The following is a 26,209-nucleotide window of genomic DNA, read 5'->3' as shown; positions in this document are numbered from 1 at the left end:
CCGTCTCACAGATCGCGCGTGCGGATGGGGTACAGCCAGAAGCACAGCCAGGCGAGCGCGGCGAGACCGAACGGCACGATCCCGAGCATGACCCGGATGCCGATGTCCACCGAGCCGGGCTGGGCGTCGCCGAGCGCCGCGTCGAAGCCGCTCGCGTTCAGCACCCCGGCGGCGACGACGGCCTGCAGCACGACCGAGCCGCGCACCACGAAGCCGTTCACCCCGAAGTACACGCCCTCGCGGCGGTGACCGGTGTGCGCGGCATCCTGGTCGATGATCTGCGCGAGCACCACCTCGAGCAGCTGCAGCAGCCCACCCACGCCCACCCCGACACCCACGCCCACGAGCGCCGCGCCGAGCACGTCGCCGGGCAGCAGATACCCCACCACCGCGACGCCGAACGCCGCGACCGACCACAGCAGCGCGGTGCGCGGCGTCGTGCGGCGCACCACGGCGCTCCACAGCACGATCGAGGGGATCGCGGTGACGAACACCGCACCGAGCAGGATGCTGCCGCTGGTCTCGTCGGCCAGCAGCGAGAACTCCACGTAGAACGGGATGGCCGCCAGGATCACCGCGATCGCGCTCTGCACGAGCAGCGAGCCGAGCACGTACGGCACGAAGGCGCGGTTGGCGAACGTGTGACGCAGCTGGTCGAGCCACGGCATCGGCTGCGCGAGCACCGGCGCGCCACGGCGCTCCACCATGCCGCCGGCGAACGACCAGATCAGCAGGGCCAGGCACACCGCAGCGAGCGAGATCGCCATCCCCGGCCACCCGATCGTGCCGTACAGCAGCGGCGCCCCCGCGGTGCCGAGCACCATGCCGACGATCGCGAAGATCTGCCGCGGCACGTTGCCGCGCGCCCTCTCCTCCGTCGTGCGGAACATCTCGGGGAACAGTGCGGAGATGTTCAGCACGACCACCACGAACGCGATGTCGTAGACGGCGACGACGACGAGGAACCAGGCGATCAGTGCCGGAACCGGCAGCGCCGGCGGCATCCAGATCAGGGCGAACGCCACCGCCAGCGGGACCAGACCGAGGCCGATCCACGGGATGCGCCGGCCCCACGGCGAGCGCAGCCGGTCGGAGAGCGCCCCCACGAGCGGATTGAGCGCGGCGTTCAGGACGCCGTGCGCGATCATCGCCGCGGCGACCGCGTCAGCCGGCACGCCGAGCTGCGCGACGTAGAAGTACACCGCGAAGGCCGAGAACGTCTGGGCCATCAGCTGGATGGGGAACCCGGACGCTCCGAAGGCGATCGAGCGGGCGCGGCTGGGGGCGCCGTCGAGGCGGCGCTCGCGGATGCCGGAGAGCGTCACGCTCGCACCTCCGATCCGCGCTGCAGATCGCGCAGCGCACGCCATCCCAGCCGCACGAGACCCTCGTCGGCGATCGCCTGCTCGACCACGGGGTCGTTCAGCAGTCGCAACTCGTATCCGCGCTTGGCGGCGGCGTAATCGACCGCGCCGCGCAACTCGTCGCCGTCGACCATGGGATGCAGGTAGAGCTCGGTCACGCCGGCCGGCACCCGGCGCAGTAGGGCGAGGAAACCGTCGCGCACCTGCTCGTAGGTCTCCTCCTGCGCGGTGCCCTCCGCCGCGAGCTCGAACGGGTGCGTCCACAATCGGTCGGGGATGACGATGCCCGCGGCATCCGCGGCGGCGACGGCCTCGCCGAAGCGCCGCAGCTGATCCGCGTCCAGCGGCACGCCGTCGGGATGCCGCGGCAGCCGGAACGGCAGGCCGTGCCGCGCGGCGAGATCCAGCACGGCCGGGAGGAGATCGCGCCCGGTCTCGAGACCGTAGACGGACCCCATGTGGTTGTCGAGATGAGTGACGTCGACGCCGGCGGCGAGCGCCGCGTCCAGCTGGGCGGCGAGCTCTGCCGCCACCTCACGGGCATCGGCCTGCTCTTCCACGGCGCGCACCGTGCTGGGGAAGAACCCGCCGGGGTCGCTCAGCTTCGCACCGGTGGTGAGCGGACGCCATCGGTAGGCGGTCCACTCGCTGGTGAGCACGAGATGCACGCCCACGTCGAGATCGGTGCGGGCCGCCGCGAAGGCGAGCGCCTCCGGCGACCACGGGCACGGCACCATGACGGTGGCGGAGTCGATCCGACCGGCATCCGACAGCGCCGCGATCGCCTGGTTGGCCGCATGGCACATGCCGAAGTCGTCGGCGTTCAGGATGATCGCCCTGGTCTCCTCGGCGAGACCCAGCCGGGTGGTGAGCATCAGCGTCTCCTGCCCTCGGGGGACAGCGCACGGCCGAACAGCGTCGAGCGCAGGGCGGCTGCCGCCTGGCTGATCGCGCCGACCAGGGGCGCCTCCGTGCCGAACGCCGCGGTCGTGAATCGCAGCGGCAGGCGGTCGGCGAACTCGGCGGCCACTTTCCGCACCGCTCCGGCCAGCTGCGGGTGCGTCGCCGCGCCGGCGAGCACGAACACCTCGGGATCGAGCACGAGCGCGATGGTGCCGCAGGTGAGGACGATGCGTCTGGCGACCTCGGCCACCACCTCGCCCGCCGCGGGATCGCCGTCCTCCGCCGCGGCGAGCTGGCCGCTCAGACCCCGTGCGGGGTCACTGCCGTGGGCGAGCGCGAGGTCGGCGATCACCTCGTCGTTCAGCACCGGGGCGCCGACCGGCAATGGCGTCTGCGGCACGTACTGCACCTCGCCCGCCAAGCCGGAGGCACCGCGATGCAGCACTCCGTCGATGACGATGCCGGCGCCCATCCCGTCGTCCAGCACGGTGAGCAGCGCGAAACTCGTGGTGTCATCGCCGACCGGGCCGGACAGCTCGGCGAGCGCGGCGAGGTTCACGTCGTTCTCGATGCGCACCGGGCAGCCGAGCAGGTCGCCGAGTGTCTGCCGCAGGGCGCCGCCGTCCGGTCCCAGATCGTCGCGCACCTGCCCGTCGGCGGTGACGACGCCAGGGGCGCCGACGATCACCGCGTGCAACGGCGCCGACCGGCGGCAGCCGTCGATCAGCCCGGCGATCGCGTCCGCGCGCTCGCGACCGGTCGGCACCGGCGCGCTGTCCTGCGCTCGCACCTTGCCGGACGGATCGACGATCACGACGTGCGCGGTGTGGTGGTCGAGATGAACGGCGGCGGCGAAGCCGAGGTGCGGGTGCAGCGACACACGGGTCGCCGCCGGTCCTTTCGTCGCGCGGTCCTCTCCTGCCGGTACGACGAAGTCTGCGGCTTCGAGCATCCGCAGCACCTGCGTGACGGCGGTCCGCGACAGCCCCGTCTCCTGCATCAGCTCGGCGCGGGTCAAGCGGCCGCGCCGAGCGAGAGCCTCCAGGAGCGCCCTCGCGTTGAGCGATCGCAGCAGGGTCTGCGGTCCGGCCAGCGGTCGTGTCACGGTGTTCCTTGCGCGTCGATCGGGCCAGTATGGCATTTCGCGTCACACGTGTCGAGGGCGCACGTGTCGAGGCCTGCAGTCCGCCGCCGGTTACGAGGAGGGCAAGGCGCTGCTCGGTCGCCCAGCCCTCCCCGATGTCACACTTTTCAGCATGTGTCACGTCTATCGGAGCGCCATTCGCAGAAAAGTGTGACATGTGGGCGGGTTGCAGCACCGCGGATAAGTGGGCGCGGCCGCACCTCAGCCGAGGGCGGTCATGACGTGTTTCACGCGGGTGTAGTCGTCGAAGCCGTACTGCGAGAGGTCCTTGCCGTAGCCGGAGTGCTTGAAGCCGCCGTGCGGCATGTCCGACACGAACGGCATGTGGGTGTTCACCCAGACGCAGCCGAAGTCGAGCTCGCGGGTGAAACGCATCGCCCTGGTGTGATCCCGCGTCCAGACCGACGCGGCCAGCGCGTACCGCACGCCGTTCGCCAGGGCGAGCGCCTCGTCGTCGGTCTCGAACGCCTGCACGGTCAGCACGGGCCCGAACACCTCGTTCTGCACGGCTTCGTCGTCCTGCCGCATCCCCGACACGATGGTCGGCTCGAAGAAGTACCCGCGGTCGCCGTGACGGTGCCCGCCGGTCTCCACCCGTGCGTGCGCGGGCAGGCGATCGACGAAGCCCTGCACCTGGGCGAGCTGCGCCGCGCTGTTCAGTGGCCCGAAGAAGACGCCCTCCTCGTGCGGACCGCCGGTGCGAGCGTGCGTCCGTGTACGGTCGACGAGCGCGCGCACGAGATCGTCGTGCACCGCGGCGTGCACGATCACTCTGGTGGCCGCCGTGCAGTCCTGACCCGCGTTGAAGAACGCCGCAGCGACGATGCCCTCCGCCGCCTTCTCGAGCGGCGCGTCGCCGAGGACGACCGCCGGAGCCTTGCCGCCCAGTTCGAGATGGACCCGTTTGAGATCGGATGCCGCCGACCGGGCGACCGCCATCCCGGCGCGCACCGATCCGGTGATCGCGACCATCTGCGCGGCCGGGTGCGCGATGAGCGCGGCACCCGTCTCGCGATCGCCGAGGACGACGTTGAGCGCTCCGGCCGGCGTGTGCTGCGCCACGACCTCGGCGAGCAGCAGCGTGGAGCGCGGGGTCGTCTCGGCGGGTTTGAGCACCACGGTGTTGCCGGCGGCGAGCGCAGGAGCGATCTTCCACACCGCCATGTTCAGGGGATAGTTCCACGGTGTGACCTGGCCGATGACCCCGATCGGCTCGCGGCGCACGAACGAGGTGTGCCCGGCGAGGTACTCGGCCGCCGCGCGGCCCTCGAGACTTCTCGCGGCGCCGGCGAAGAAGCGCAGCTGGTCGACGGACTGGTCGATCTCGTCGGCGACGAGTGTCGCGCGGGGCTTGCCGGTGTCCTGCGATTCCAGATCGGCGAACTCCTCGGCGCGCTCGGCCATCGCGTCGGCGATGCGGAACAGCGCCAACTGCCGCTCGGCGGGAGTCGTGTCACGCCAGATGGGGAAGGCGGCGGTCGCCGCCTCATACGCGGCGTCCACGTCGGTGCTGTCCGAGATCGGGATGCTGCCGTGCACCTCCTCGGTGACCGGATCGATCAGTGCGCGTCGTCCCGTGCCTGCGGCGTCGCACGACGCCCCGGCGATGTGGTTCTGCAACGTGGTCTGCATGCGCGACACGATAGCCGCTCTGCTACGAATTCGGCAGTGTTCTGATAGAAACTCTGCGAATTCAGTTGCCAGAGGTGCGCCCTATTGACAGAATCGACACATGACCGACAAGACGAAGGCTCCCGTGCTCGACGATGTGTCCAAGCGCATCATCGAACTGCTGCAGCAGGACGGCCGCCGCCCGTACGCCGAGATCGGTCGCGCGGTCGGCCTGAGCGAGGCGGCGGTCCGCCAGCGTGTGCAGCGCCTCACCGAGTCGGGCATCATGCAGATCGTCGCGGTGACCGACCCGCGCCAGCTGGGCTTCTCGCGGATGGCGATGATCGGCATCCGGGTGCAGGGCGATCCGCGCGAGGTCGCGGAGGCCGTCAAGGCGTACGACGAGATCGCGTACGTCGTCGTGACGCTCGGCGCGTACGACGTGCTGGCCGAGGCGATCTGCGAGAGCGACGAGGATCTACTGGACCTGGTCTCCACGCGGGTGCGCACCATCCCCGGCGTGGTGCACACCGAGTGCTTCCTCTACGCCGGGCTGCACAAAGACTTCTACAACTGGGGAACGCGCTGAGCGTGTGACCGTTCGCAACGGAGCGACACTCATGGGAACAACCGTCTTCGAACGGCTCCGCCCCGCCGCGGCAGTCGTGGACCACGCGCTGCGCGACACGCGGCACGGCGTGTTCTGGCTCGACGAGCTCGAGCGCACCGCCCACCCGGAGCTGACCGGCGAGGTCCGCGCCGATCTCGTCGTCGTCGGCGGCGGGTACGCCGGGCTGTGGACCGCCGTCCGCGCGAAGGAGCGCGACCCGCAGCGCAGCGTCGTGCTGATCGAGGCCAACAGGGTGGGCTGGGCGGCATCCGGTCGCAACGGCGGATTCTGCGAGGCCAGCCTCACCCACGGCCGCGAGAACGGCATGAACCGGTGGCCCCGGGAGATGGCGCAGCTCGAGCGGCTGGGGCTCGAGAACCTCGACGGCATCCAGCGCACGGTCGAGCGCTACGGGATGGACGTCGAGTGGGAGCGCACCGGGCAGCTGGCCGTCGCCGTCGAGCCCCACGAAGTCGAGTGGATGCAGGGCGAGAGCTTCCTCGATCAGGCCGCCGTGCAGGCCGAGGTGGCCTCGCCCACCTACCTCGCCGGCTCATGGGATCGCGACGGGTGCGCCATGGTGCATCCGGCGAAGCTCGCACTCGAGCTGGCCCGCGTCGCGACCGAACTCGGCGTGCAGATCTTCGAGCGCACCCGGGTCACCGGGGTCTCGGGCACCGGCACCCAGACGGTGAGCACCGAGCGGGGCTCGGTCGTCGCCGACCACGTCGCCCTCGCCACCAACGCCTTCCCCTCCCTGCTCACGCGCAACCGGCTGATGACCGTTCCGGTCTACGACTACGTGCTGATGACCGAGCCGCTGACCGCGGCGCAGCGAGAGGACATCGGCTGGCGCAACCGGCAGGGTCTTTCCGACAGCGGCAACCAGTTCCACTACTACCGACTGAGCGCGGACGACCGGATCCTGTTCGGCGGGTACGACGCGATCTACCACTTCGGCGGCAAGGTGCGCGAGCGCTACGAGGAGCGGCCCGAGAGCTTCCGTCGCCTGGCGTCGCACTTCTTCACGACGTTCCCGCAGCTCGAGGGACTGCGGTTCACCCACCGGTGGGCGGGCGCGATCGATTCGTGCAGCCGGTTCTGCGCGTTCTTCGGCACCGCCCGCCGTGGCCGCGTCGCCTATGCCAGCGGCTTCACCGGCCTCGGCGTCGGCGCGACCCGCTTCGCCGCCGACGTCATGCTCGACGAGCTGGAAGGCCTGCGCACGGAGCGCACCGCGCTCGAGATGGTGCGCACCCGCCCGATCCCCTTCCCGCCCGAACCCGCCGCGGCGATCGGCGTGAACCTCGTGCGCGCCGCCATGAACCGGGCTGATCACAATCAGGGCCGGCGCAACCTGTTCCTGAAGGCACTCGACGCCGTCGGGATGGGGTTCGACTCATGACCGGGATCGCGCGGGCCGGCGCCGTGACGGATGCCGCCGGCATCCCTCTCGCGCACGAGCCCCTCCCGGCGTCGGAGCGTCGCAAGGGGGCCCCGCGCGCCGGCGCCTTCGAGCTCGGCGTCTTCGGAGGTGTCGAGATCGGGGTGTGGGAGATGACGCCGGGGGTCGCCGCGGATGTCGAGAGCGACGAGGTTTTCGTCGTGCTGTCAGGCCGCGCCCGGGTCGACTTCGCGTCGCCGGAGCTGCCGTCCATCGACATCGGCCCCGGCGCCGTCGTGCGCCTGGCGTCGGGTATGCGAACCGTCTGGACCGTGACCGAGACCCTGCGCAAGGTGTACCTGGCCTGCTGATCTCCGTCTCGCCGGGCGCTGGGCGCGCTCGTCAATCGCGGTGCGCGAGCACGGCGAGGTGCAGCGCCGCGAGCGTCTCGCCGTCGTCGAGGTCGGCACCGGTGAGTTCGGAGATCAGGGCCAGCCGCTGATAGAACACCGAACGGGACAGGTGTGACGCCCCCGCGGCGGCCGTGCGACTGCCCGGATGCGCGACCACGGCGCGCAGCACCCGGATGAGGTCGCCGCCGGTGGCCTCGTCGTGGCGGATCAACGGCGCCAGCAGCCGCGTGCTGTGCTCGCGCAGCCTGTGGTCACCGCCGAGCTCCGCGGCCAGGCGTGCGAGCGGACGCTCCGCGACCCGCAGCAGCTCGCCCGCGCTCGTGGTGCGCGCGAGCCGGCGCACCAGGGTGAGCGCAGCACGCAGCTCCTCGACCGAGTCGGCCGCATCGCTCACGGCCAGCGCGCCGAGCCCCGACAGGGCGGCATCCGGCAGCCGATGCCCTCGGGGCAGCGAGACCAGCATCAGCCGCTCGGCGCCGACCACCGCAGACAGGCACCGCCCGCCGTGCACCGCGAGCCGATCGGTCAGAGCCTCGGGCAGCCAGGCATCGGCGGGCGGCGTCCCGGGGCCCGCGGCCACGGCGTGGAGTGCGCGCCGGTGCACCGGGAATCCGGCCGCCTGCAGGCGAGCCTGGATGTCCGCCTCGGTGACGAACCGCTCGCCCAGCAGCGCCCCGAGCAACAGATCTCCCCGCAGTCGGGTCCAGACGTCCGAGGGCTCGGCCAGGCGCGAGAGCGCCAGCGTCGTCGCCGCCTGCTCGAGCACCGTCGCCCGTCCGGCGGGGTGCGGTGGCCCGGGCAGCGCGACGAGCTCCCCCCAGTGGATGCCGCGCGCCGCGACCGGAACCCGCGTCCATCCCTCCGGCCGGCGCACAGAGCGGTCGATCCAGCCGGTGAACGCGTCCGCGTCCGTGAGGTCGAACGCGTCGCCGACGACGAGCTCGTGGGTCAGATCCTCCAGCACCACCGGCGCGCGCAGGGCACGGGCCGTCTCCTGCACGACGACCTCCACGGCGGCCCCGCGCAGGCTGAGCCCGGTGTACAGCTCGTGCAGTCGCTGCCGCTCCTGCAGCGCGTCCAGCTGCCCGGCGATGATCCGCCGGTGCACGGCCTCGGTGACGGCGACGAACTTCACCTCGCTCTCGAGCACGATCAGGGCGAGTCCTCGCCGGCGGCACGCCGCCACGAAGGCCGGCGGCGCGACGGCGAAGCGCGTACCCAGCTCGAGCACGACACCGGCGGCGCCGACCGCGGCCAGGGATGCGGCGAGCGCACCGAGCGCTTCGGCGCTTCCCGGCCACCCGGCAGCCGTCGTCAGCACGAGCTCCCCGCCATCGAGCAGCGCCGCGACCCGATCACTGTCGGAGACGTGCACCCAGCGCACGGCGGCGTCGAGTGCGGCACCGCCGACGAGCACCTCCGGCACCCCACGACGCAACGGCTCGACGTCGAGCACGTCCCGCACGCGGGGCAGCGCGGAACTGTCCGGACGATCTGTCCGAACGGACGCGGAATCCCGACGGTCCGAAGGCATACATCCATCCTGTCCTCTGGAAGCATGGCGAGCAAGCCGCGCGACCGCCTCTCGGTCAGACTGTTCGGTGCGGCCCGATCCGACCCGAGGAGGAGAACGCGTGACCACCATCCGACACTTCATCGGCGGCGCAGACGCCGGCGAAGCCGCCCGCACGCTGCCCGTCTACGACCCGGCCACCGGCGACGCGCACCGCCAGGTCGCCGCCGCCTCGGCCGCCGAGGTCGAACAGGCCATCCAGGTGGCGAGGGCGGCGCAGCCCGCCTGGCGGTCATCGACGCTGATCAAGCGCGCCGACGTGTTCTTCCGGCTCCGCCAGATCCTCGCCGAGCGGACGGACGAGCTCGCCGCGATCGTCACCAGCGAGCACGGCAAGGTGCTGTCGGACGCGGCGGGAGAGGTGTCGCGCGGCATCGAGAACGTCGAGTTCGCCGCCGGCCTGCTGCACCACTTGAAGGGCGAGCGCGCCGAGCAGGTCGCCCGTGGCGTCGACGTGCACTCGGTCAAGCAGCCGGTGGGCGTCGTCGCCGCCATCACGCCGTTCAACTTCCCGGTGATGGTGCCGCTGTGGATGGTCGCCAGTGCCATCGCCTGCGGGAACACCGTCGTGCTCAAGCCGAGTGAGAAGGACCCGTCGGCGGCGATCTGGCTCGCGAAGGCCTTCCAGGAGGCGGGTCTGCCCGACGGCGTGCTCAACGTCGTGAACGGCGACAGGGAGGCCGTCGACACGCTGCTCGAGTCGAAGGACGTCGCTGCCGTGAGCTTCGTCGGCTCCACTCCCATCGCGAAGTCCATCTACGAGCGCGCCTCGGCGAACGGCAAGCGGGTGCAGGCGCTGGGCGGAGCGAAGAACCACATGGTCGTCATGCCGGATGCCGACATCGACGGCGCGGCCGCCGCCGCCGTCTCGGCGGCATACGGTTCCGCCGGAGAGCGGTGCATGGCGGTGTCCGTGCTGGTGGCGGTGGGCGACATCGCCGATGACCTCGTCGAGGGCATCCGCTCCCGTATCGGCGAACTGCGGATCGGGCCGGGCACGGATGCCGCGAGCGAGATGGGCCCGCTGATCACCCGCGAGCACCGCGACCGAGTCGCCTCGTACGTCGCGGGCGCCGAAGCCGAGGGCGCCACGGTCGTCGTGGACGGCACGACGAAGAGCTTCGACGGCGACGGCTTCTTCATCGGCGTCTCGCTGCTCGACCGGGTGCGGCCGGGCATGAAGGTCTACGAGGACGAGATCTTCGGCCCCGTGCTGGCCGTGGTGCGCGTGGACAGCTATGCCGAGGCGGTCGACCTGATCAACGCCAACGCGTTCGGCAACGGCACCGCGATCTTCACGCGTGACGGCGGCACGGCCCGGCAGTTCGAGTTCGACATCGAGGTGGGGATGGTGGGCGTGAACGTGCCGATCCCGGTGCCGGTCGGCGCGTTCTCGTTCGGCGGGTGGAAGAACTCCCTGTTCGGCGACTCGCACATCTACGGTCCGGAGTCGATCCACTTCTACACCCGCTCGAAGGTGGTCACCACGCGCTGGCCCGACCACACCCCCGCCCAGGTCGACCTCGGCTTCCCGAGCAACCACTGACGCCGACGGCGAAGGAGCACAGACATGGCACAGTTCACCGACCGTCACGGCATGACGCACCCCCTCCCCTCCCCGGACGCCGAGGCGCAGGTGCGGGCCGACGACCGCAGGCACGTCTTCCACTCGTGGAGCGCTCAGGCTCTCATCGACCCGGTGCCGGTGGCCGCGGGCGAGGGGTCGACCTTCTGGGACTATGCGGGCAACGCGTACCTGGACTTCTCCAGTCAGCTGGTGAACCTGAACCTCGGTCACCAGCATCCCGACCTGGTCGCCGCCATCCAGCGGCAGGCCGGCCGCCTCGCGACCATCCAGCCCTCTGTCGCCAACGATGTGCGCGGCGAGCTCGCCCGGCTCATCACGGAGGTCGCGCCCGACGGGTTCGAGAAGGTGTTCTTCACGAACGGCGGCGCAGAGGCGGTCGAGTACGCGGTGCGCATGGCCCGGCAGTCGACCGGCCGCCGCAAGGTGATGTCGATGTACCGCAGCTACCACGGCTCGACGTCGACGGCGATCTCGCTGACCGGCGACCCGCGCCGCTGGGCGAACGATCCGAGCGACATCGGCGCGGTCCGCTTCTTCGGCCCGTACCTGTACCGCTCGCCGTTCCACTCCGACACGGCCGAGCAGGAGGCCGAGCGCGCACTCGCCCACCTCGAGCAGACCATCCTGCTCGAGGGCCCGGCGACGATCGCCGCGATCATCATCGAGACCGTGGTCGGCACCAACGGAGTCATCCCGCCGCCACCCGGCTACCTGCAGGGTGTGCGCGAACTGTGCGACCGGCACGGCATCCTCTACATCGCCGACGAGGTGATGGTCGGGTTCGGGCGCCTCGGCGAGTGGTTCGGCATCGACGCGTTCGACGCCGAACCCGACCTGATCACCTTCGCGAAGGGCGTGAACTCCGGCTATGTGCCGCTGGGCGGCGTGGTGATCTCCGACCGGGTCGCGTCCCATTTCGACACCGTCCCGTTCCCCGGCGGACTCACCTACTCCGGCCACCCCCTCGCCTGCGCGGCGGGTGTCGCGACCTTCGAGGTCTTCCGACGGGACGGCATCCTGGAGCGCGTGCGAGACCTGGGCGAGCGCGTCGTCGGCCCGACCATCCGCTCCTGGGTCGACCGGCATCCGAGCGTCGGCGAGGTGCGCGGCCTCGGGCTCTTCTGGGCCGTCGAGCTGGTGCGCGACAGGCAGACCCGCGAGCCGCTCGTGCCGTTCAACGCCTCGGGGCCGGATGCCGCCCCGATGGGCGCGTTCGCGTCGGCGGCGAAGAAGGCCGGCGTGCGGCCGTTCACCCACTTCAACCGCACGCACATCGCCCCGCCACTGGTGATCTCGGAGGAGGAGCTCGTCCGCGGACTCGGCGCGATCGACGAGGCCCTGTCGGTGGCGGACGAGTACGCGGATGCGGCGGACGAGAGGACGACGGCATGAACGCGCGGAGCGAGCGGTGGCAGCAGCAGGCGTCCGATCACCTGTGGATGCACTTCACCCGGCAGTCCACGATGCACGCCGGGCACGTGCCGATCATCACCAGGGGCGAGGGGCACCACATCTGGGATGCCGACGGCCGCCGATACATCGACGGGCTCGCGGGACTGTTCGTGGTCAACGCCGGGCACGGCAGGCGCCGTCTCGCCGAGGCCGCAGCCCGGCAGGCCCAGGAACTGGCCTTCTTCCCGCTGTGGTCGTACGCGCACCCGTCGGCGATCGAACTGGCCGACCGACTGGCGGATCACGCCCCCGGCGACCTCGACCGGGTGTTCTTCAGCACCGGCGGCGGTGAGGCCGTCGAGACCGCCTTCAAGCTCGCCAAGCAGTACTGGCGGCTGGTCGGCAAGCCGGGCAAGCACAAGGTCATCTCGCGGTCGGTCGCCTACCACGGCACCCCGCACGGCGCGCTGGCGATCACCGGCATCCCGGCGATGAAGGAGATGTTCGAACCCGTGACGCCGGGGGGCTTCCGAGTGCCGAACACGAACTTCTACCGCGCCGCCGAGATGGGCGCACCCGCCGACGACCCCGAGGCGTTCGGCCGCTGGGCCGCCGATCGCATCGAGGAGATGATCCTCTTCGAAGGCGCAGACACGGTGGCCGCCGTCTTCCTCGAGCCGGTGCAGAACTCCGGCGGATGCTTCCCTGCCCCTCCCGGCTACTTCCGGCGGGTGCGCGAGATCTGCGATCGGCACGACGTGCTGCTGGTCTCCGACGAGGTGATCTGCGCGTTCGGGCGGCTGGGCCACATGTTCGCGTGCGACGGGTACGGATACGTGCCCGACATGATCACCTGCGCCAAGGCGATGACCAGCGGCTACGCGCCGATCGGGGCGACGATCGTGTCGAACCGCGTCTACGAGCCGTTCTCGAAGGGGCAGACCTTCTTCCCGCACGGGTACACGTTCGGCGGGCACCCCGTGTCGGCGGCCGTGGCGCTGGAGAACCTCGACATCTTCGAGGAGGAGGGCCTGAACGCGCACGTGCGCGAGAACTCTCCCCTGTTCCGCGCCGAGCTCGAGACGCTGCTCGACCTGCCGATCGTGGGCGATGTGCGCGGCGACGGCTACTTCTTCGGCATCGAGCTCGTCAAGGAAAAGTCGACCAGGGAGACCTTCGACGCCGATGAGTCCGAGCGGCTGCTGCGCGGGTTCCTGTCGAAGGCGCTGTTCGACGCCGGCCTGTACTGCCGCGCCGACGACCGCGGCGACCCCGTCATCCAGCTCGCCCCGCCGCTGACCATCGGGCAGCCGGAGTTCCGCGAGATCGCCGACATCCTGCGCGGGGTGCTGAGCGAGGCCTCCGGCATCCTCTGAGGCGTCCGGACGACGAAGGCCGCCCCGTCCCTCCTCCTCGGAGGCCACGGGGCGGTTCTCGTCTGACGCGTCTCAGCCGGCCTCGTAGACCCGCTCGCCCTCGACCCACGTGCCGAGCACCCGGGTGTCGCCGATCTCGTCGGCGGGGCCGTCGAAGGGATCGCGGTCGAGCAGGGCGAGGTCGGCGAGCATCCCGACCCGGATGCTGCCGGTCTCGGGCAGGCTGTTCACCCGGGCGGATCCCGCCGTGTACGCCTGCAGCGCCGTGCCCAGGTCGATCGCCTGCTCGGGCAGGAACGCCGGATAGTCGCCCTCCCACTCCGACGGGGCGGAGCGCCGGTTCACCGCGGTGTGGATCGCGGCCATCGGATCGGGTGTGGAGACCGACCAGTCGCTGCCGGCGGCGAGCGCGGCGCCGGCGCGAAGCAGGTCGCCGAACGGATACTGCCAGCTCGAGCGCTCATCGCCGAGGAACGGCAGGGTCAACTCGACCATCTGCGGCTCGAGCGTCGCCCACAGCATCTGCATGTTGGCGGTCACCCCGAGCCGCCGGAAGCGCGGCACGTCGTCGGGGTGCACCACCTGGATGTGCGAGATGTGATGCGGGTTTCCCCGCGGGCCGTTGCGGCGCAGCGCCTCCTCGGCGGCGTCGAGGCATTCCCGCACCGCGCGGTCGCCGATGGCGTGGAAGTGCAGGGTGAACCCGAGGGCGTCCAGCCGGGCGGCCGCCTCTTTGAGCAGCTCGGGCTCCACGAAGGAGATGCCGGAGTTGTCGGTGCGGTGTCCGTGTCCGTCGCAGTAGGGCTCCAGCATCGACGCGGTGAAGTTCTCCGCCACGCCGTCCTGCATGATCTTGATGCTCGTCGCGGCGAAGCGGCCCGCCCGCCCCGCCGCGCGCATCGCGACGAGGTGGTCGATCTGCTCCAGCCCCTTGTTTCGGTCCCACCACAGCGAGCCGACGACGCGGGCGGAGAGCTCTCCCGCCCGGGCGGCCGCGACGTAGACCGGCAGCGGATCACCGGCGTCGCCGTACTGCGTGCCCACGATGGCGTCCTGCCAGGCGGTGATCCCGAAGGAGTGCAGATGCCGCTGCCCGACGGCGAGCGCTTCACGCAGGCGTGCGTGCGGCTCGGGCGGCAGCAGCCGGTTCACGAGCCCCATCGCCCCCTCGTGCAGCGTGCCGGAGGGGTGACCGTCGGCGTCGCGTTCGATCCGGCCGTCCGCCGGGTCCGGGGTGTCGCGGGTGATGCCGGCGAGCTCCAGCGCGCGGCTGTTCACCCACGCGCCGTGCCCGTCGCGGTTGGGCAGGAAGGCCGGCCGGTCCGCGACGGCGGTGTCGAGCGCGGCGGCCGTCGGGGTGCCGCCGGGGAAGGCCGACATTTGCCATCCGCCGCCGAGCACCCACTCGTCGCGCGGATGCTCTTCCGCATAGCGGCGGATGCGATCCAGGTACTCGTCCTGGGTGCCGATGTCGGCCAGATCGCAGCGCAGCATGTCGAGTCCGCCCCACAGCGGGTGCACATGGGCGTCCTGGAACCCGGGAATGAGCAGGCGGCCGTCGAGGTCGACGACCTCGGTGCCGGCGCCGATCAGCTCGGCGGCATCCGCACCGACCGCGACGATGCGGCCGTCGCGCACGGCGACGGCGTCGGCGCGGGCGCGCGACGCGTCGGAGAGGAACACGCGCCCGCCGTGGGCGCCGCCGGTGAAGACGAGATCGGCGGGCATGTCAGCCTCCTGCCATGGTGCGGGCGATCTGGGACGCCGAGTCTCCAGCGCGCTTGAGGACGAGGGCGACCAGCCCGAGTGCGACCAGGGTGAGCGCCAGCATGACGGTCGACACGGCCGCGATCTCGGGACGCAGGCCGCTGCGCAGCGAGCTGAGCACGTACACCGGCCACGGCGTCGTGCCCGACACCTGCACGAACGCCGACACGATCGTGTTGTCCAGGCTCAGGGTGAACGAGAGCAGGAACCCGGCGAGCACCGCCGGCATGGCGAGCGGCAGCGTGACCTTCAGGAACGTGCGCGCGGGCGTCGCGTAGAGGTCGGCCGAGGCCTCCTCGAGACGCGCGTCCTGACCGACCAGGCGCGCTCTGACGATGTACGACACGATCGCGATCGAGAACAGCGAGTGGCCGATCACGAGTCGCGCGGTGCCGTCGCTGAAGAGGGCCATGCCCAGGTCCTGGCCCAGGAAGACGAGCCAGGGCAGCAGCGCGACCGCGTCGACGATCTCGGGCGTCACCGACACGAGCAGCAGCAGCCCGAGGAACCACCAGGCCCACCGGCCGGGACGCCGTGCCATCGCGATGCCGGCGAGCGTGCCCAGCAGCGATGCCAGCAGCGCGGCGATGAGGCCGGTGCGCAGCGACACCATGACGGCCTCGCGGATCACCGGCCGCTCGACGAGGGCGGCGAACGGCGCGAAGCTGAAGCCGTCCCACGCGACGAGCAGGCGCCCCGAGTTGAACGACGAGATGATGATGACCACGATCGGCAGGAACAGGAAGGCGAACACCAGCACCGCCCAGACGGTCAGCATCCGGTCTCCGGCGCGGCCTGCACGACGCCGTGACTGCGCGGTCATACGGCCGCCTCCTTCGTGACGGGGCCGGCGGCGGACTCCACCGGCACGGGTCCGAGCACGAGGCGGCTCCGCATCCGGAACGGCAGCGACACCAGCCAGAGCACCGCGGCCGCGACCGCCACGGTCAGGGCGATGACCAGGATCAGCATCACCGCCATCGCCGAGCCGAGCGCCCAGTTCTGCGCGGTGCCGAACTGACTCGCGACGAGCTGCCCGATCATGTTGCCCTGGGCGCCGCCGAGCACGGTCGCCGTGATGTAGTCGCCCATGAGCGGGATGAACACCAGCAGCACGCCGGCGATGATGCCCGGCCGGGCGAGCGGCACCGTCACCCGCAGGAACGTCGACGCCGGGCCGGCGCCGAGATCGTTGCTCGCCTCGCGCAGCGGGGCGGTCACGCGGTCGAAGGCGACGAACAGCGGCAGGATCATGAGCGGCAGGTAGTTGTAGACCACCCCGATGAGCACGGCCGAGCGCGTGTAGAGGATCTCGAGCGGCCCATCGGTGAGCCCCGCGCCCTGCAGCAGCGACGACAGCCACCCCTCCGGCGCCAGCACGACCTGCCACCCGAGCGTGCGCACCAGGAAGTTCGTCCAGAACGGCACCATCACGAGCGCGAGCAGCAGCCCCCGGCGTTCCGGCGGCGCCTTGACCGCCATCCAGTAGGCGACCGGCAGTCCGATGATCAGGCACAGCAGCGTGCCGAGCACGCCGACCCAGAGGGTGTTCTGGAACGTGGCGAAGAAGGTCGGCGAGAGGGCTTCGAGGTATCGGTCGAACGACAGCCGGTCGTTGGCGTGCGTGCCGAAGATGCCGGGCTTGTAGCCGAAGCTGAACCACACCACCATCGCGATGGGCGCGACGAAGAAGATCAGCAGCCACGCCCACGCCGGCAGCGCCAGCGCGAAGCGCGGGCTACGCACCGGCGGCGGCCTTCGTCTTGTTCCAGATCTCGACGATGCGCTCCTGCGCCTCGGTGACCTCGCCCTCGTGCATGGTCTTCACCTGCGCCTCGTCGAAGAAGACCATGTCGAGCATCTCGAGCCCGGCCTCCTCGGCGGCCTCGCGGATGCCCTTCGCGCCGGTGTCGTAGCCGATGTAGTCGACCTGCGCGAGCTGGTTCTCGGGGGTGAGGATGAAGTTCAGGAAGGCGTGCGCGGCCTCGGGATGCGGTGCACCGGTCGCGAGGGCCCAGTTGTCCATCCACAGTTCGGTGTCGGGCGCGCCGAGCACCCACTGCCAGCGCTCCGGGTCGGGCGATTCCATGATGCCGATGCGGGCGTCGCCGTTCCACACCTGCATGAGCACGTGCGAGGCCTGCGGGATGGCGCTGCCACCCGGGTAGGAGTCGAACGCCGAGATGTGCGGCGCGAGCTCCTCGACGAGGAACTTCTCGCACGCGTCGAGGTCCGCAGGATCGGTGGTGTTCCAGTCGATCCCGTTGGCCCAGTAGTAGATGCCGCCGAGCGGCGCCGGGTCGTCGAGCACGGAGGTCTTGCCCGAGGCCTCGTTCTGGGCGGCGTCGATGAAGTCGTTCCAGGTCTTCAGCTCGCGCGTGATGACGGTCTTGTCGTACACGAATCCCGTGGTGCCCCAGGCCTTGCAGATGGAGTACTCGTTCTCGGGATCCCACTCGCGGCCGAGGAACGCCGGGTCCATGTGCTCGATGTTCGGGATCAGGTCGAGGTTGAGCTTGGCGAGCAGGCCGTTCTCGATCATCTGCGGGATGAACACGCCGGTCGGCACGACGAGGTCGTAACCGCTCGTGCCCTTCGCCGCGACGAGCTTGGCGATCATCTCCTCGTTCGACGCGAACGTGTCCATCACGACCTTCGTGCCGTGCTCGTCGGTGAACGCCTCGACGACCTCCGGGGCGTCGTACTCTCCCCAGCTGTAGACCGAGAGAGTGTCTTCGACGGTCCCGCCGGTGGCCTGCGGTGCGGGTTGACCTCCGCCGCCCGGCGAACACGCCGTGAGGACTCCCGCGGCGCCCAGCGCCGCGAGGGTGCCGATGAATCCGCGGCGGGTGAGCTGGTGCCGCAGCACGGGTGCGAGGCTGCTGTCGGCGAGGATGCGGATGCCGGATGCGTCGTTCATGTGTGCACTCCTTCGTGCGTTTCGGGCAGTGGTCGGTGGTTCTCCGGTCAGGCGTTCACCGTGTCGGGGAGCGCGATGACGTGCGTGGCGGTGGTGGGGACGCCCTCGGCCGCGAAAAGCCGGACGTGCTCCGGCGACCAGGCGCAGCGCACCGGATCGTCCTCGCGCACGCGGGGCGCGGTGGGCGCCGGAGTGCGCACGAGCAGGGTCTGCCCGTCGCCGATCCCGACCACCACCTGCAGTGTCTCGCCCAGGTGCGAGACGCCGAGCACGCGCCCGTCCACGCCGGTCTCGATGGAGTGCGGACTCTCCAGCCGGATGAACTCCGGCCGGATCGCCGCGAGCGCAGGTGCTCCCGCGGCGACCCGTTCTCCGCCCCAGCGCCCCGCGAACGTGCCCCGTGTGGTCTGCACGGCATCGGCCTCATCGGCGGTGCCGTGCAGGAAGTTCTGCTGTCCGATGAACGAGGCGACGTAGGCCGAGGCCGGCTCGGCGTAAATGCTCGAAGGGTCGCCGAGCTGTTCGATGCGGCCGTTGCGCATCACCGCGATCCGGTCGCTCATCGACAGCGCCTCGCCCTGATCGTGGGTGACGAACACGAAGGTCGTGCCGAGCCGCGCCTGCAGCAGCTTGAGCTCGACCTGCATCTCCTCGCGCAGCTGGCGGTCCAGGGCGGCGAGCGGCTCATCGAGCAGCAGCACGCTCGGGCGGTTGATGAGAGCCCGCGACAGCGCGATGCGCTGCTGCTGACCGCCCGAGAGCTGGGTGGGCTTGCGGTCGGCGAAGCGGCGCAGTTGCACCATGTCTAGCGCCTCGGCGACCCGCTGCCGCTGCTCGCTCTTGGGCACCCGCCGCTGCTGCAGCCCGTATGCGACGTTCTCGGCGACCGTCATGTGCGGGAAGAGCGCGTACGCCTGGAAGACCGTGTTGACCTCGCGCCGGTGCGGGGGAAGGCCGAGCACGCTGCGGCCGGAGATGCGGATGTCGCCGTCGTCGGGGTGCTCGAAGCCCGCGATCATGCGCAGCGTCGTCGTCTTGCCGCATCCCGACGGGCCGAGCAGCGAGAGGAACTCGCCCGGCTGGACGGACAGCGACAGATCGTCGACGGCGGTCGCGTCGCCATAGGTCTTCGTGACCCCTGCGATCTCGACTCCGCCTGTGCGCGTGCCGCCGTCCGGCGACGTTGCCTCCGCTTGCATGAAACCTCCGCATCGAGGATTACCGTGCCGACAGTCAACCACATGGAGACCCGGTTGGGAACCGAAAAGCGAAGAAGTTTCGCGTGAATGCGACGGGATCCGTTGTGAGATCTCCTTTCGACAACGAATCCACCGATCACACTCCCGTCATTCACAGGGATGCCGTATGCGGGCCGATGCGGCGATACTGGAGGCGGGGGTGGTGCTCATGGCCGATGGACCCGTGGTGCGGACGGTCGAAGGTCCGGTGCGCGGGCTGCGCCGCTCCGGCGACCTCGCATTCCTCGGCATCCCGTACGCCGCGGCGCCCACCGGCCGCCGTAGATTCCTCGCCCCGCAGCCGGTGGAGCCGTGGACCGAGGTGCTCGACGCGACCGCGTACGGAGCCACTCCGCAGCGCCGGGAGGAGCCGAACGCACTCATCCCCGAACCGAGCGTGCCCGGCTCCGCGACGCTGAACGTCAACGTCTTCACGCCGGACACGGACGGCGCCCTTCCCGTACTGGTATGGATCCACGGGGGCGGATACTCGGCCGGCTCCTCGGCGAGCCCGTGGTACGACGGGCGATCCTTCAGCCGCGACGGCGTGGTCACCGTGAGCATCTCGTACCGGCTCGGGTTCGACGGCTTCGGCATCATCGACGGCGCACCCGACAACCGTGGCGTGCGCGACTGGATCGCCGCTCTCGAATGGGCACAGCGCAACATCGCCGCCTTCGGCGGCGACCCGGCGAAGGTGACGATCGCCGGGCAGTCCGCGGGAGGCGGGGCCGTGCTCACCCTGCTCGGCATGGCGAGCGCGCAGCACCTGTTCCGCGCCGGCATGGCCTTCAGCGCGGCGGGCGGAGACCTCCCGCGCGAACTCGCCCGAAAGCGCAGTATCCGGCTGGCGGAGATGGTCGGTGCGGCGGCGCCCACTCTCGACGGCTTCCGCGCCGTGCGGGAGCGCGAGCTCACGCGCCGGCAGTATGAGGCGTCGCTGCTCGGCAAGCGGGGGCTCGCCGCCACCACCGCCGTGCTGACCGACGGCCTGCCGTGGGGTCCCGTCATCGACGGAGAGCTGATCGAACGGCCGGCACCCGCATCGCTCGCCCTGGGCGTCGGAGCCGACAAGCCGCTGCTGCTCGGCGCCACCGACGACGAGTTCACGATGGCCTTCGACACGGCCCCGCGGATGCTGCGGCGCGTGCCGGCGAGACTCGCGCTGCGGCTGCTGGAGGCCGCCGGCCCTCTGCGGCGTCGCTGGCTGCACGCGAACCGGACGCGCCGCGGAGCCGTCGCCGTGCTGGGACGGTTCGTCACCGATCGCGTGTTCCGCTCGCTCGTGGTGCGGGTGGCCGAGACGCGGCGAGCGTCGGACACCTGGGTGTACCGGTTCGCCTGGGTCTCACCGGCGCAGCGCTGGGCGTGCCATTGCCTGGACGTGCCGTTCTGGTGGGACTGCCTCGACGAGGAGCACGTCGCGAAGCTCGCCGGCGACGCTCCGCCGCAGACGCTCGCCGACGACATGCACGCCGCTGCGGTCGCCTTCGTGCGCGACGGGGCTCCGGGTTGGCCGGCGTGGCGCACGGAACCCGGCATGACCCGCGTCTTCGGCGACCAGCCGGCCCTGTCGCGGTCGGCCTACGACGACGCGCTCGCGCTGATCTGAGCCGCTCGTCGTACCCCACCATCCCGCTGCCCACGCGCCGTCGCGCGGGTGACCGCCATGCGACTTCGACGACGATCGACGCGAGTCGTCGCTTCGGGGCGACATCGCCTGGACGGGACTGCTCACTATCGTGGCCGGCACCCCGTTGCCGCACAGAGGAGACGCGTCGTGGCGAGCCCCACCAGCCTTCCCGCCCAGTCCATCCGCTGGATCACGGCATCCGCCCAGCGGCGGGCGCTCGACGGGCTTGCGGACCTCATCGAGAAGCACTACGTCTTCCCCGCCGTCGCGGACGTATGCGCGACCGGATTGCGTGGCCGCCCGGTGCGTTCCAGCGGCCTCTCCTCGTCGGTGTTCGCTCGCGAACTCACGGCGCAGCTGCGCACCCAGGATCGCCACTTCGCGGTGACCTGGGGAGCGCCGTCATCGTTGAGCCGCTGGGTTCTCCAGGACGATTCCGATCCCGCGATGAGCATGCTCGACGTCGGCGGAATCGGCATCCTCACGGTCCGCAGGTTCGACGACGCGATGTCGGCGGATGCCGTCGCACTCGCCGACGACTGCCTGACCCGCCTCGAGCACAGCGAAGCGGCCATCGTCGATGTGCGCGGCAACCCTGGCGGGTGGCCGTCGATGACCGAGCACCTGCTGTCCGCGTTCCTCGGACCGGAGGCCGTGCACATCCTCACCTTCACCCGTAGGGGCGAGTCGGCACGGGTCGTCCGCACTCGTCCGCGCCGGCCGGTCGGCCGGCTCGCAGAGATTCCGCTTGTCGTCCTCGTGGATGAGCGAACGGCGTCGGCGGCGGAGAGCCTGACCTACACGCTGCAGACCACGAGCCGAGCCGTGATCGTCGGGCGGCGGACCGCCGGTGCAGCCAACCCGGTGGAGAGCTTCGCCGATCGCAGCGGCTTCCATGTACTCATCCCGACCGGGGCCCCGGTCGATCCGCGCACCGGCACCAACTGGGATCAGGTCGGCATCAGTCCGGATGTCGTCGTCGGAGATGCCGATCATCCGCTGGCGCGCGCTCTGGCGGAAGCGCGGCGGCTGCTGCGCTGACGGCCACGCTCATCGCGTCGCGGCGAAGGTGTGCGCGAAGGTGCGATCGGCGTTCGCGAGATAGTCCGCACGACGCTCGGGATCCTGCACAGCGAACGCCACGTCTTCGATCCATTTGCATCGGGCGTGGAACACGATCCTGCGGAACTCCGCTTCGGTCACCGCGATGCCCAGGCCTGCTGCCACCCCGCGGGCCACATTCTCGCCGAAGTCACGGAAGATCGAGCCGAGGTCGCGGGCGGGGTCCGCGAGCGCGGCATCGGCCCAGTCGACGATCCCCGTCACCCTTCCCGCGTCATCCACCAGGACGTGCTCGGCACCGAGGTCGTTGTGCTGCGGCACGGTCCCCGTTCGTGTCGGCGGCGGAGCCGCTTCGAGGAACTCCTCCAGGAGACGGATGCGTTCGCCGGGAAGCTGCCCCCGGACCGCACGGAACTGCTCGACCGCGTCGGCGTGCCACAGGTCGTTCGGATACGGGTCGGCGGGCAGCCCCACGCTTCCGCCGATGCGGCGCAGTGCGATCAGCGTCTCGATCAGCGCACGCGGCAGCGATCCGGGGTCGCGCCGCACACGGCCGATGACCGGAGTGCCGGGCAGCCGTCGCGTGATGAGCACCCCGAGGGCAGCCTCGTGGACGAGGGGGGTCGGCACGAGAACAGCCCCCGCGCTCGCGAGCGCGGCGAGCAGCGTCGCTTCCCGCGAGACGGCGTCGCCGTCGGCGTGCCGGACGATGCAGCCGCCGATGGCGAAGGTCGTGCTCTCGACGCGCCTCGCGAGCACCGTCACCGCGTCGGCGTGGCTCCAGAGCCGGTGGCGGCTGTTCACGCGACGGAGCAGGTCTCTTTCCTGCTCATCGGGCCCGATGCTCACGTCAGACCTCCTCGCCCGGATCGGGCGGCCTCCGCAGGGACCGCATCCACCACAGCGATCGTGCCAGCATCGCCGCCGCCGCGCCACTGACCGCGGGGGCGCCCGGACCGATCACCGATGCCCAGTACACGGCAGCGTCCCATCCGCGCAGGACGCCGAGGACGACCGCGACGACGAGTGCGGCGATCGTGCCGGCGAGGCGGACGCTGCGCTCGCGAACCCCCTTCCGGCGTCGGGCGATCGCCGCCACCAGCGCGGCGGCCTGCAGGACGGCGGACGTCAGCGCCGCACTCACTGCGAAGGACACGATCGCGACTGGCAGGGGAAGTCCGCGGGCCAGCACGGTGAACGCCGCGCCACCCGCCGCCATGCCCGCGGCGGCCGTCAGGGCGCGACCCGTACGGCGGGCCGCGGCGGCGTGGCGCGCGTCCGGCACGCCGCGCTGCGGATGGGGCTCGATGCTCACAGCAGCGTGTCCCCCAGATATCCGCCTTCCCGGCAGCCGGGAAGTACGGCGAACAGAGCGCTGCCGGTGTGCGTGATGAATCTGCTCAGGCGATCCGATTCGGCGCTGCGGCGCTGGGCGGCTATGAACTGGCGCTCCGGGTCATTGCCGTACGCGCAGAACAGAAGTCCGACGTCGATCTGCCCGTGCCCCACGTGCGCATGCTCATCCGCGCCGTGCACATGTCCCGGTGCGCCCTTCGGATGCTCATGCCGCGAGTCGGCAGCGGGTTCGGGATGCCCGCCGGCGGTGGCGATGAGCTGCCCGTAGTCGTAGCTGTAACTGCGCCGCAGCATGGGGAACCCTCGCACGCGCCGGATATGGGCGTCCGCGGCGATCACCGGGTCGGCCCCGACCGTTGCGTCGAAGTCGGGCTCGTCGAATTCCTGCCGACCGGTGAGTGGTGCGCCGTCCGAGCGACGCCGCCCGATGACGGCGTCCTGCTCATCACGGCCGGTCAGATCCCAGTCCGCCGTCTTCATACGGATCTTGCGGAACACGAGGTAGGTGCCACCGGCGAACCAGCCGGGTTCGTCATCGCGGGCCCAGACCGTGTCGTCGAACGCGGCCGTGCCCGGGCGCGGATTGGACGTCCCGTCCTTCTGACCGAACATGTTCCGCGGCGTGCCGCCCGCCGGGGGCGCGCTCGAGAACCCCGACTGCGTCCACCGCAGAGTGGCGAAACCGGGCATCCGGGCCCGGAGCGACCTCATGGCCGCGCTGAGGACCTGCGCATCATCGGCGCAGAGCTGCAGCAGCAGGTCGCCATCGCTCCAGCGCGGATCGAGTGCGTCACCGTCGAAGGCCGGCAGCGGCCGCAGCCGACGCGGTGGTGGCGCTGCGATTCCCGGCAGCGCGAGAACCCGGAGTCCGAGTCCGACCGTGACGGTGAGACGTGCAGGGGGCAGGCCGGTCGCGAAGTCGGTGACTGTCGACGCACCGGGACTCAGCATCCCGGATGCGGGAGGATGGTCGCCGCGCGTGATCCGGGTGATGGTCGCGGTCAGGTCTCTCAGGAAGGTCCGCAGCGTCGCTGCATCCGGAACGGTGAGATCGGCCGAGACGAACATGGCGTGACGCTGCTGCGGAGTGTCGACACCGGCCTGGTGAGCACCGAACGGCGAGACGACACCATGCTCGCCTTCGGCGGGAACCGGCGGCCCGCCGCCCGCGAACAGGGCCGAACCCGCGAGACCGAGGGCGGCGGACCCGCCCACGGTCGCGATCGCGGAGCCGAGCAGGGCGCGTCGGCTCAGGCCGGCGGTGCGGGGTTCACCGCCCGGTAGCGCGGTCAATGCCCGTGTCCGTCACTGGAGCCGGCGTCCTGACCGGAGTTGCGGCCGGGAGGGTCCGTGCTCACGACGAACTGCGACATGAGTCCCTCGTCCTCGTGGAGCAGCAGGTGGCAGTGGATCATGTACGGCTTCTCGTCGTCGACGTAGTCCTCGAATCGCATCATGATCCGGTACCGCCGTCGCGGTTCGAGGTAGATGGTGTCCTTCCAGCCGCTGAGTTCCGCCGGCGGGGCGTCTCCGTCGATGTCGAGCACCTGGAACTGCACGTCGTGCACGTGCCAGTTGTGCGGGAAGAGGTCGCGATTCGTGACATTCCAGAGCTCGGTCGAGCCGACCTGCATCACCTCGTCGATGCGGTCCATGTCCATGCGCAGGCCGTTGATCTCCCGGTTCTGCACGTCGAACGTCCGGGTGTTGTCGGCGTCCGCCTCGGCGAATCGCTCGATCTCGGCGAACTGCCCTGCGAGTGGCGCGGACGGCTCGAGCGCATCGGCCGCTCGCAGCAGGAGCACATCGAACTCGGCGTTCCCTCCGAAGGCGAAGGGTGCGGCGACGTCACCGAGATCAGGTGGCAGAGAGCGCAGCATCGTCTCCTCCCCCGGCTGCATGGCGACGACCATCTCGGCGCGCTCGCCGGGTGAGAGCCGCACATGATCGGTGCTGAACGGCCGCTCGAGCAATCCTCCGTCGGTGGCCACGAGCGCGAAGTCTCGTCCGTCGTCGAGCGCGAAGTCGTAGGTCCGGGCACTGGAGCCGTTGAGGATGCGCAGCCGCACGAGTTCGGTCGTCACGTCCAGCGCCGCACCCCAGGTGCCGTTGACGAGCACCATGTCTCCCAGCAGGCCGATCTCGTTGCCCTGGGAGTCCAGTTCGAACTGCCCGTCGGAGCGGAGCCGCTTGTCCTGCACGATCACCGGGATGTCGTCGACACCGTACCGGGTCGGCAGGCCGAGCGAGCCGGACGTCTCGTCGTCGAGGATGAACATCCCGGCGAGTCCGCGGATCACGTGCTCCTCGGTCTCGCCGTGCGGGTGCGGGTGATACCAGAGCGTCGCCGCCGGCTGGTCGATGCGCCACTGCGGACGCCAGCTCCCGCCGGCTTCGATCGGCTGATGCGGCCCGCCGTCCATGGCGGCGGGAAGGTGCATGCCATGCCAGTGCACCGTCGTCGTCTCGGCGAGGTCGTTGGTCACGTCGACGGCGACCCTCTCCCCGCGCTTCGCGCGAAGGGTCGGCCCGAGGTAGTCGCCGTTGTAGCCCCAGGTCGTGGTCGTCACGCCGTCCACGAACTCCGACGCCCCTTCCTCGGCGGTCAGCGAGAAGATCCGCACGCCGTCGACCACCTCGGATTCGGCGAGGGGCGGGATGGGCAGGGGCGTGTCGAAGGACGGTGGGCTCTTGGGCGCGAAGACCGTGGAGTCCGAGCGGAAGTCCGACTCGAAGGCGCAGGCGGTGAACGTCGTCGCCACACCCAGCACGGTGGCGCCGAGGAGGATGCCAGGACCGATCAGCCTGCCGACACGCATCCGGCTCCGTCCATGCCGGTCATGATCTGGTCTCCGCGTCATATCGGGGACGATAT

Annotated in this window: 22 protein-coding genes; 8 read left to right on the top strand and 14 right to left on the bottom strand. The window is 70.8% G+C overall.

The genetic code is table 11. The features are described from left to right. Window positions 1-5 precede the first annotated feature (5 nt). The 4 genes from ACFWH5_RS12080 to ACFWH5_RS12065 form a co-directional block, all read right to left on the bottom strand. On the bottom strand, window positions 6-1,325 hold the full coding sequence (locus ACFWH5_RS12080) for an MFS transporter (RefSeq protein ID WP_378834936.1): 1,320 nt from the start codon (window positions 1,323-1,325) through the stop codon (window positions 6-8). Then, window positions 1,322-2,239, bottom strand: a complete 918-nt coding sequence (locus ACFWH5_RS12075; RefSeq protein ID WP_378834935.1) for a polysaccharide deacetylase family protein — start codon at window positions 2,237-2,239, stop codon at window positions 1,322-1,324. Before ACFWH5_RS12075 ends, ACFWH5_RS12080 begins: the two co-directional genes overlap by 4 nt. Then, on the bottom strand, window positions 2,239-3,372 hold the full coding sequence (locus ACFWH5_RS12070) for an ROK family transcriptional regulator (RefSeq protein ID WP_378834934.1): 1,134 nt from the start codon (window positions 3,370-3,372) through the stop codon (window positions 2,239-2,241). The genes ACFWH5_RS12075 and ACFWH5_RS12070 overlap by 1 nt, the downstream gene beginning before the upstream one ends. Window positions 3,373-3,612: 240 nt before the next feature. After that, window positions 3,613-5,043 (bottom strand): gamma-aminobutyraldehyde dehydrogenase, encoded by a 1,431-nt coding sequence (locus ACFWH5_RS12065; protein ID WP_378834932.1) that lies wholly within the window; start codon window positions 5,041-5,043, stop codon window positions 3,613-3,615. A 100-nt stretch (window positions 5,044-5,143) separates the two neighbouring features. Here ACFWH5_RS12065 and ACFWH5_RS12060 point away from each other — a divergent pair, with 100 nt between their 5' ends. Genes ACFWH5_RS12060 through ACFWH5_RS12050 form a run of 3 tightly spaced genes read left to right on the top strand, consistent with a single transcriptional unit; the run spans window position 5,144 to window position 7,387 of the window. Then, window positions 5,144-5,611, top strand: coding sequence for an Lrp/AsnC family transcriptional regulator (locus ACFWH5_RS12060; RefSeq protein WP_378834931.1), 468 nt, complete (start codon window positions 5,144-5,146; stop codon window positions 5,609-5,611). Between the two features lie 31 nt (window positions 5,612-5,642). Next, a complete protein-coding gene (locus tag ACFWH5_RS12055) occupies window positions 5,643-7,037 on the top strand; it encodes an NAD(P)/FAD-dependent oxidoreductase (RefSeq protein WP_378834929.1) in 1,395 nt (464 codons plus the stop codon). After that, window positions 7,034-7,387, top strand: coding sequence for a cupin domain-containing protein (locus tag ACFWH5_RS12050; protein ID WP_378834927.1), 354 nt, complete (start codon window positions 7,034-7,036; stop codon window positions 7,385-7,387). The genes ACFWH5_RS12055 and ACFWH5_RS12050 overlap by 4 nt, the downstream gene beginning before the upstream one ends. Before the next feature lie 31 nt (window positions 7,388-7,418). Here the strand turns inward: ACFWH5_RS12050 and ACFWH5_RS12045 are convergent, their stop codons facing one another. Next, the gene (locus ACFWH5_RS12045; protein ID WP_378834925.1) at window positions 7,419-8,885 is read right to left on the bottom strand and encodes a PucR family transcriptional regulator ligand-binding domain-containing protein; all 1,467 of its coding nucleotides are present in this window, start codon (window positions 8,883-8,885) and stop codon (window positions 7,419-7,421) included. Between the two features lie 178 nt (window positions 8,886-9,063). Between ACFWH5_RS12045 and ACFWH5_RS12040 the strand changes: the two genes are divergently transcribed. Genes ACFWH5_RS12040 through ACFWH5_RS12030 form a run of 3 tightly spaced genes read left to right on the top strand, consistent with a single transcriptional unit; the run spans window position 9,064 to window position 13,358 of the window. Continuing rightward, the gene (locus ACFWH5_RS12040) at window positions 9,064-10,548 is read left to right on the top strand and encodes a CoA-acylating methylmalonate-semialdehyde dehydrogenase (protein WP_378834924.1); all 1,485 of its coding nucleotides are present in this window, start codon (window positions 9,064-9,066) and stop codon (window positions 10,546-10,548) included. A 24-nt stretch (window positions 10,549-10,572) separates the two neighbouring features. Then, window positions 10,573-11,982: an aspartate aminotransferase family protein gene (locus ACFWH5_RS12035; RefSeq protein ID WP_378834922.1), complete on the top strand. Its 1,410-nt coding sequence runs from the start codon at window positions 10,573-10,575 to the stop codon at window positions 11,980-11,982. Next, on the top strand, window positions 11,979-13,358 hold the full coding sequence (locus ACFWH5_RS12030; protein WP_378834921.1) for an aspartate aminotransferase family protein: 1,380 nt from the start codon (window positions 11,979-11,981) through the stop codon (window positions 13,356-13,358). Before ACFWH5_RS12035 ends, ACFWH5_RS12030 begins: the two co-directional genes overlap by 4 nt. Window positions 13,359-13,430: 72 nt before the next feature. Here ACFWH5_RS12030 and ACFWH5_RS12025 read toward each other — a convergent pair whose 3' ends face one another. The 5 genes from ACFWH5_RS12025 to ACFWH5_RS12005 are packed head-to-tail and all read right to left on the bottom strand — an operon-like array spanning window position 13,431 to window position 19,244. Beyond that, window positions 13,431-15,086, bottom strand: coding sequence for an amidohydrolase (locus ACFWH5_RS12025; RefSeq protein WP_378834919.1), 1,656 nt, complete (start codon window positions 15,084-15,086; stop codon window positions 13,431-13,433). A gap of 1 nt (window position 15,087) precedes the next feature. Next, window positions 15,088-15,948, bottom strand: coding sequence for an ABC transporter permease (locus ACFWH5_RS12020; RefSeq protein ID WP_378834918.1), 861 nt, complete (start codon window positions 15,946-15,948; stop codon window positions 15,088-15,090). Beyond that, window positions 15,945-16,871 (bottom strand): ABC transporter permease, encoded by a 927-nt coding sequence (locus ACFWH5_RS12015; RefSeq protein WP_378834917.1) that lies wholly within the window; start codon window positions 16,869-16,871, stop codon window positions 15,945-15,947. The genes ACFWH5_RS12020 and ACFWH5_RS12015 overlap by 4 nt, the downstream gene beginning before the upstream one ends. Further along, complete coding sequence (locus tag ACFWH5_RS12010) at window positions 16,864-18,045, bottom strand: extracellular solute-binding protein (RefSeq protein WP_378834915.1); 1,182 nt, start codon at window positions 18,043-18,045, stop codon at window positions 16,864-16,866. The genes ACFWH5_RS12015 and ACFWH5_RS12010 overlap by 8 nt, the downstream gene beginning before the upstream one ends. Before the next feature lie 47 nt (window positions 18,046-18,092). Next, the gene (locus tag ACFWH5_RS12005) at window positions 18,093-19,244 is read right to left on the bottom strand and encodes an ABC transporter ATP-binding protein (protein ID WP_378834913.1); all 1,152 of its coding nucleotides are present in this window, start codon (window positions 19,242-19,244) and stop codon (window positions 18,093-18,095) included. 208 nt (window positions 19,245-19,452) lie between these two features. Between ACFWH5_RS12005 and ACFWH5_RS12000 the strand changes: the two genes are divergently transcribed. Together ACFWH5_RS12000 and ACFWH5_RS11995 are read left to right on the top strand one after the other, a co-directional pair. Beyond that, window positions 19,453-20,895, top strand: coding sequence for a carboxylesterase/lipase family protein (locus ACFWH5_RS12000; RefSeq protein ID WP_378834911.1), 1,443 nt, complete (start codon window positions 19,453-19,455; stop codon window positions 20,893-20,895). 168 nt (window positions 20,896-21,063) lie between these two features. Continuing rightward, window positions 21,064-21,957: a S41 family peptidase gene (locus ACFWH5_RS11995; protein ID WP_378834909.1), complete on the top strand. Its 894-nt coding sequence runs from the start codon at window positions 21,064-21,066 to the stop codon at window positions 21,955-21,957. A gap of 9 nt (window positions 21,958-21,966) precedes the next feature. Here the strand turns inward: ACFWH5_RS11995 and ACFWH5_RS11990 are convergent, their stop codons facing one another. The 4 genes from ACFWH5_RS11990 to ACFWH5_RS11975 are packed head-to-tail and all read right to left on the bottom strand — an operon-like array spanning window position 21,967 to window position 26,153. Then, on the bottom strand, window positions 21,967-22,827 hold the full coding sequence (locus ACFWH5_RS11990) for an aminoglycoside phosphotransferase family protein (protein ID WP_378834907.1): 861 nt from the start codon (window positions 22,825-22,827) through the stop codon (window positions 21,967-21,969). 1 nt (window position 22,828) lies between these two features. Continuing rightward, window positions 22,829-23,293 carry a hypothetical protein gene (locus ACFWH5_RS11985; RefSeq protein ID WP_378834906.1) on the bottom strand — a complete coding sequence of 155 codons (465 nt, stop codon included), beginning with the start codon at window positions 23,291-23,293 and terminating at the stop codon, window positions 22,829-22,831. Then, the gene (locus tag ACFWH5_RS11980) at window positions 23,290-24,627 is read right to left on the bottom strand and encodes a Dyp-type peroxidase (protein ID WP_378834904.1); all 1,338 of its coding nucleotides are present in this window, start codon (window positions 24,625-24,627) and stop codon (window positions 23,290-23,292) included. The genes ACFWH5_RS11985 and ACFWH5_RS11980 overlap by 4 nt, the downstream gene beginning before the upstream one ends. Then, entirely contained in the window at window positions 24,624-26,153 is a 1,530-nt protein-coding gene (locus ACFWH5_RS11975) for a multicopper oxidase family protein (RefSeq protein ID WP_378834903.1), read from the bottom strand. Before ACFWH5_RS11975 ends, ACFWH5_RS11980 begins: the two co-directional genes overlap by 4 nt. Window positions 26,154-26,209: the final 56 nt, after the last annotated feature.

It is taken from the genome of Microbacterium sp. NPDC058345 (assembly GCF_042723855.1).
Lineage (GTDB): Bacteria > Actinomycetota > Actinomycetes > Actinomycetales > Microbacteriaceae > Microbacterium.
The sequence above is the reverse complement of the archived record's forward strand: the minus strand, read 5'-3'. Positions and strand labels throughout refer to the sequence as shown.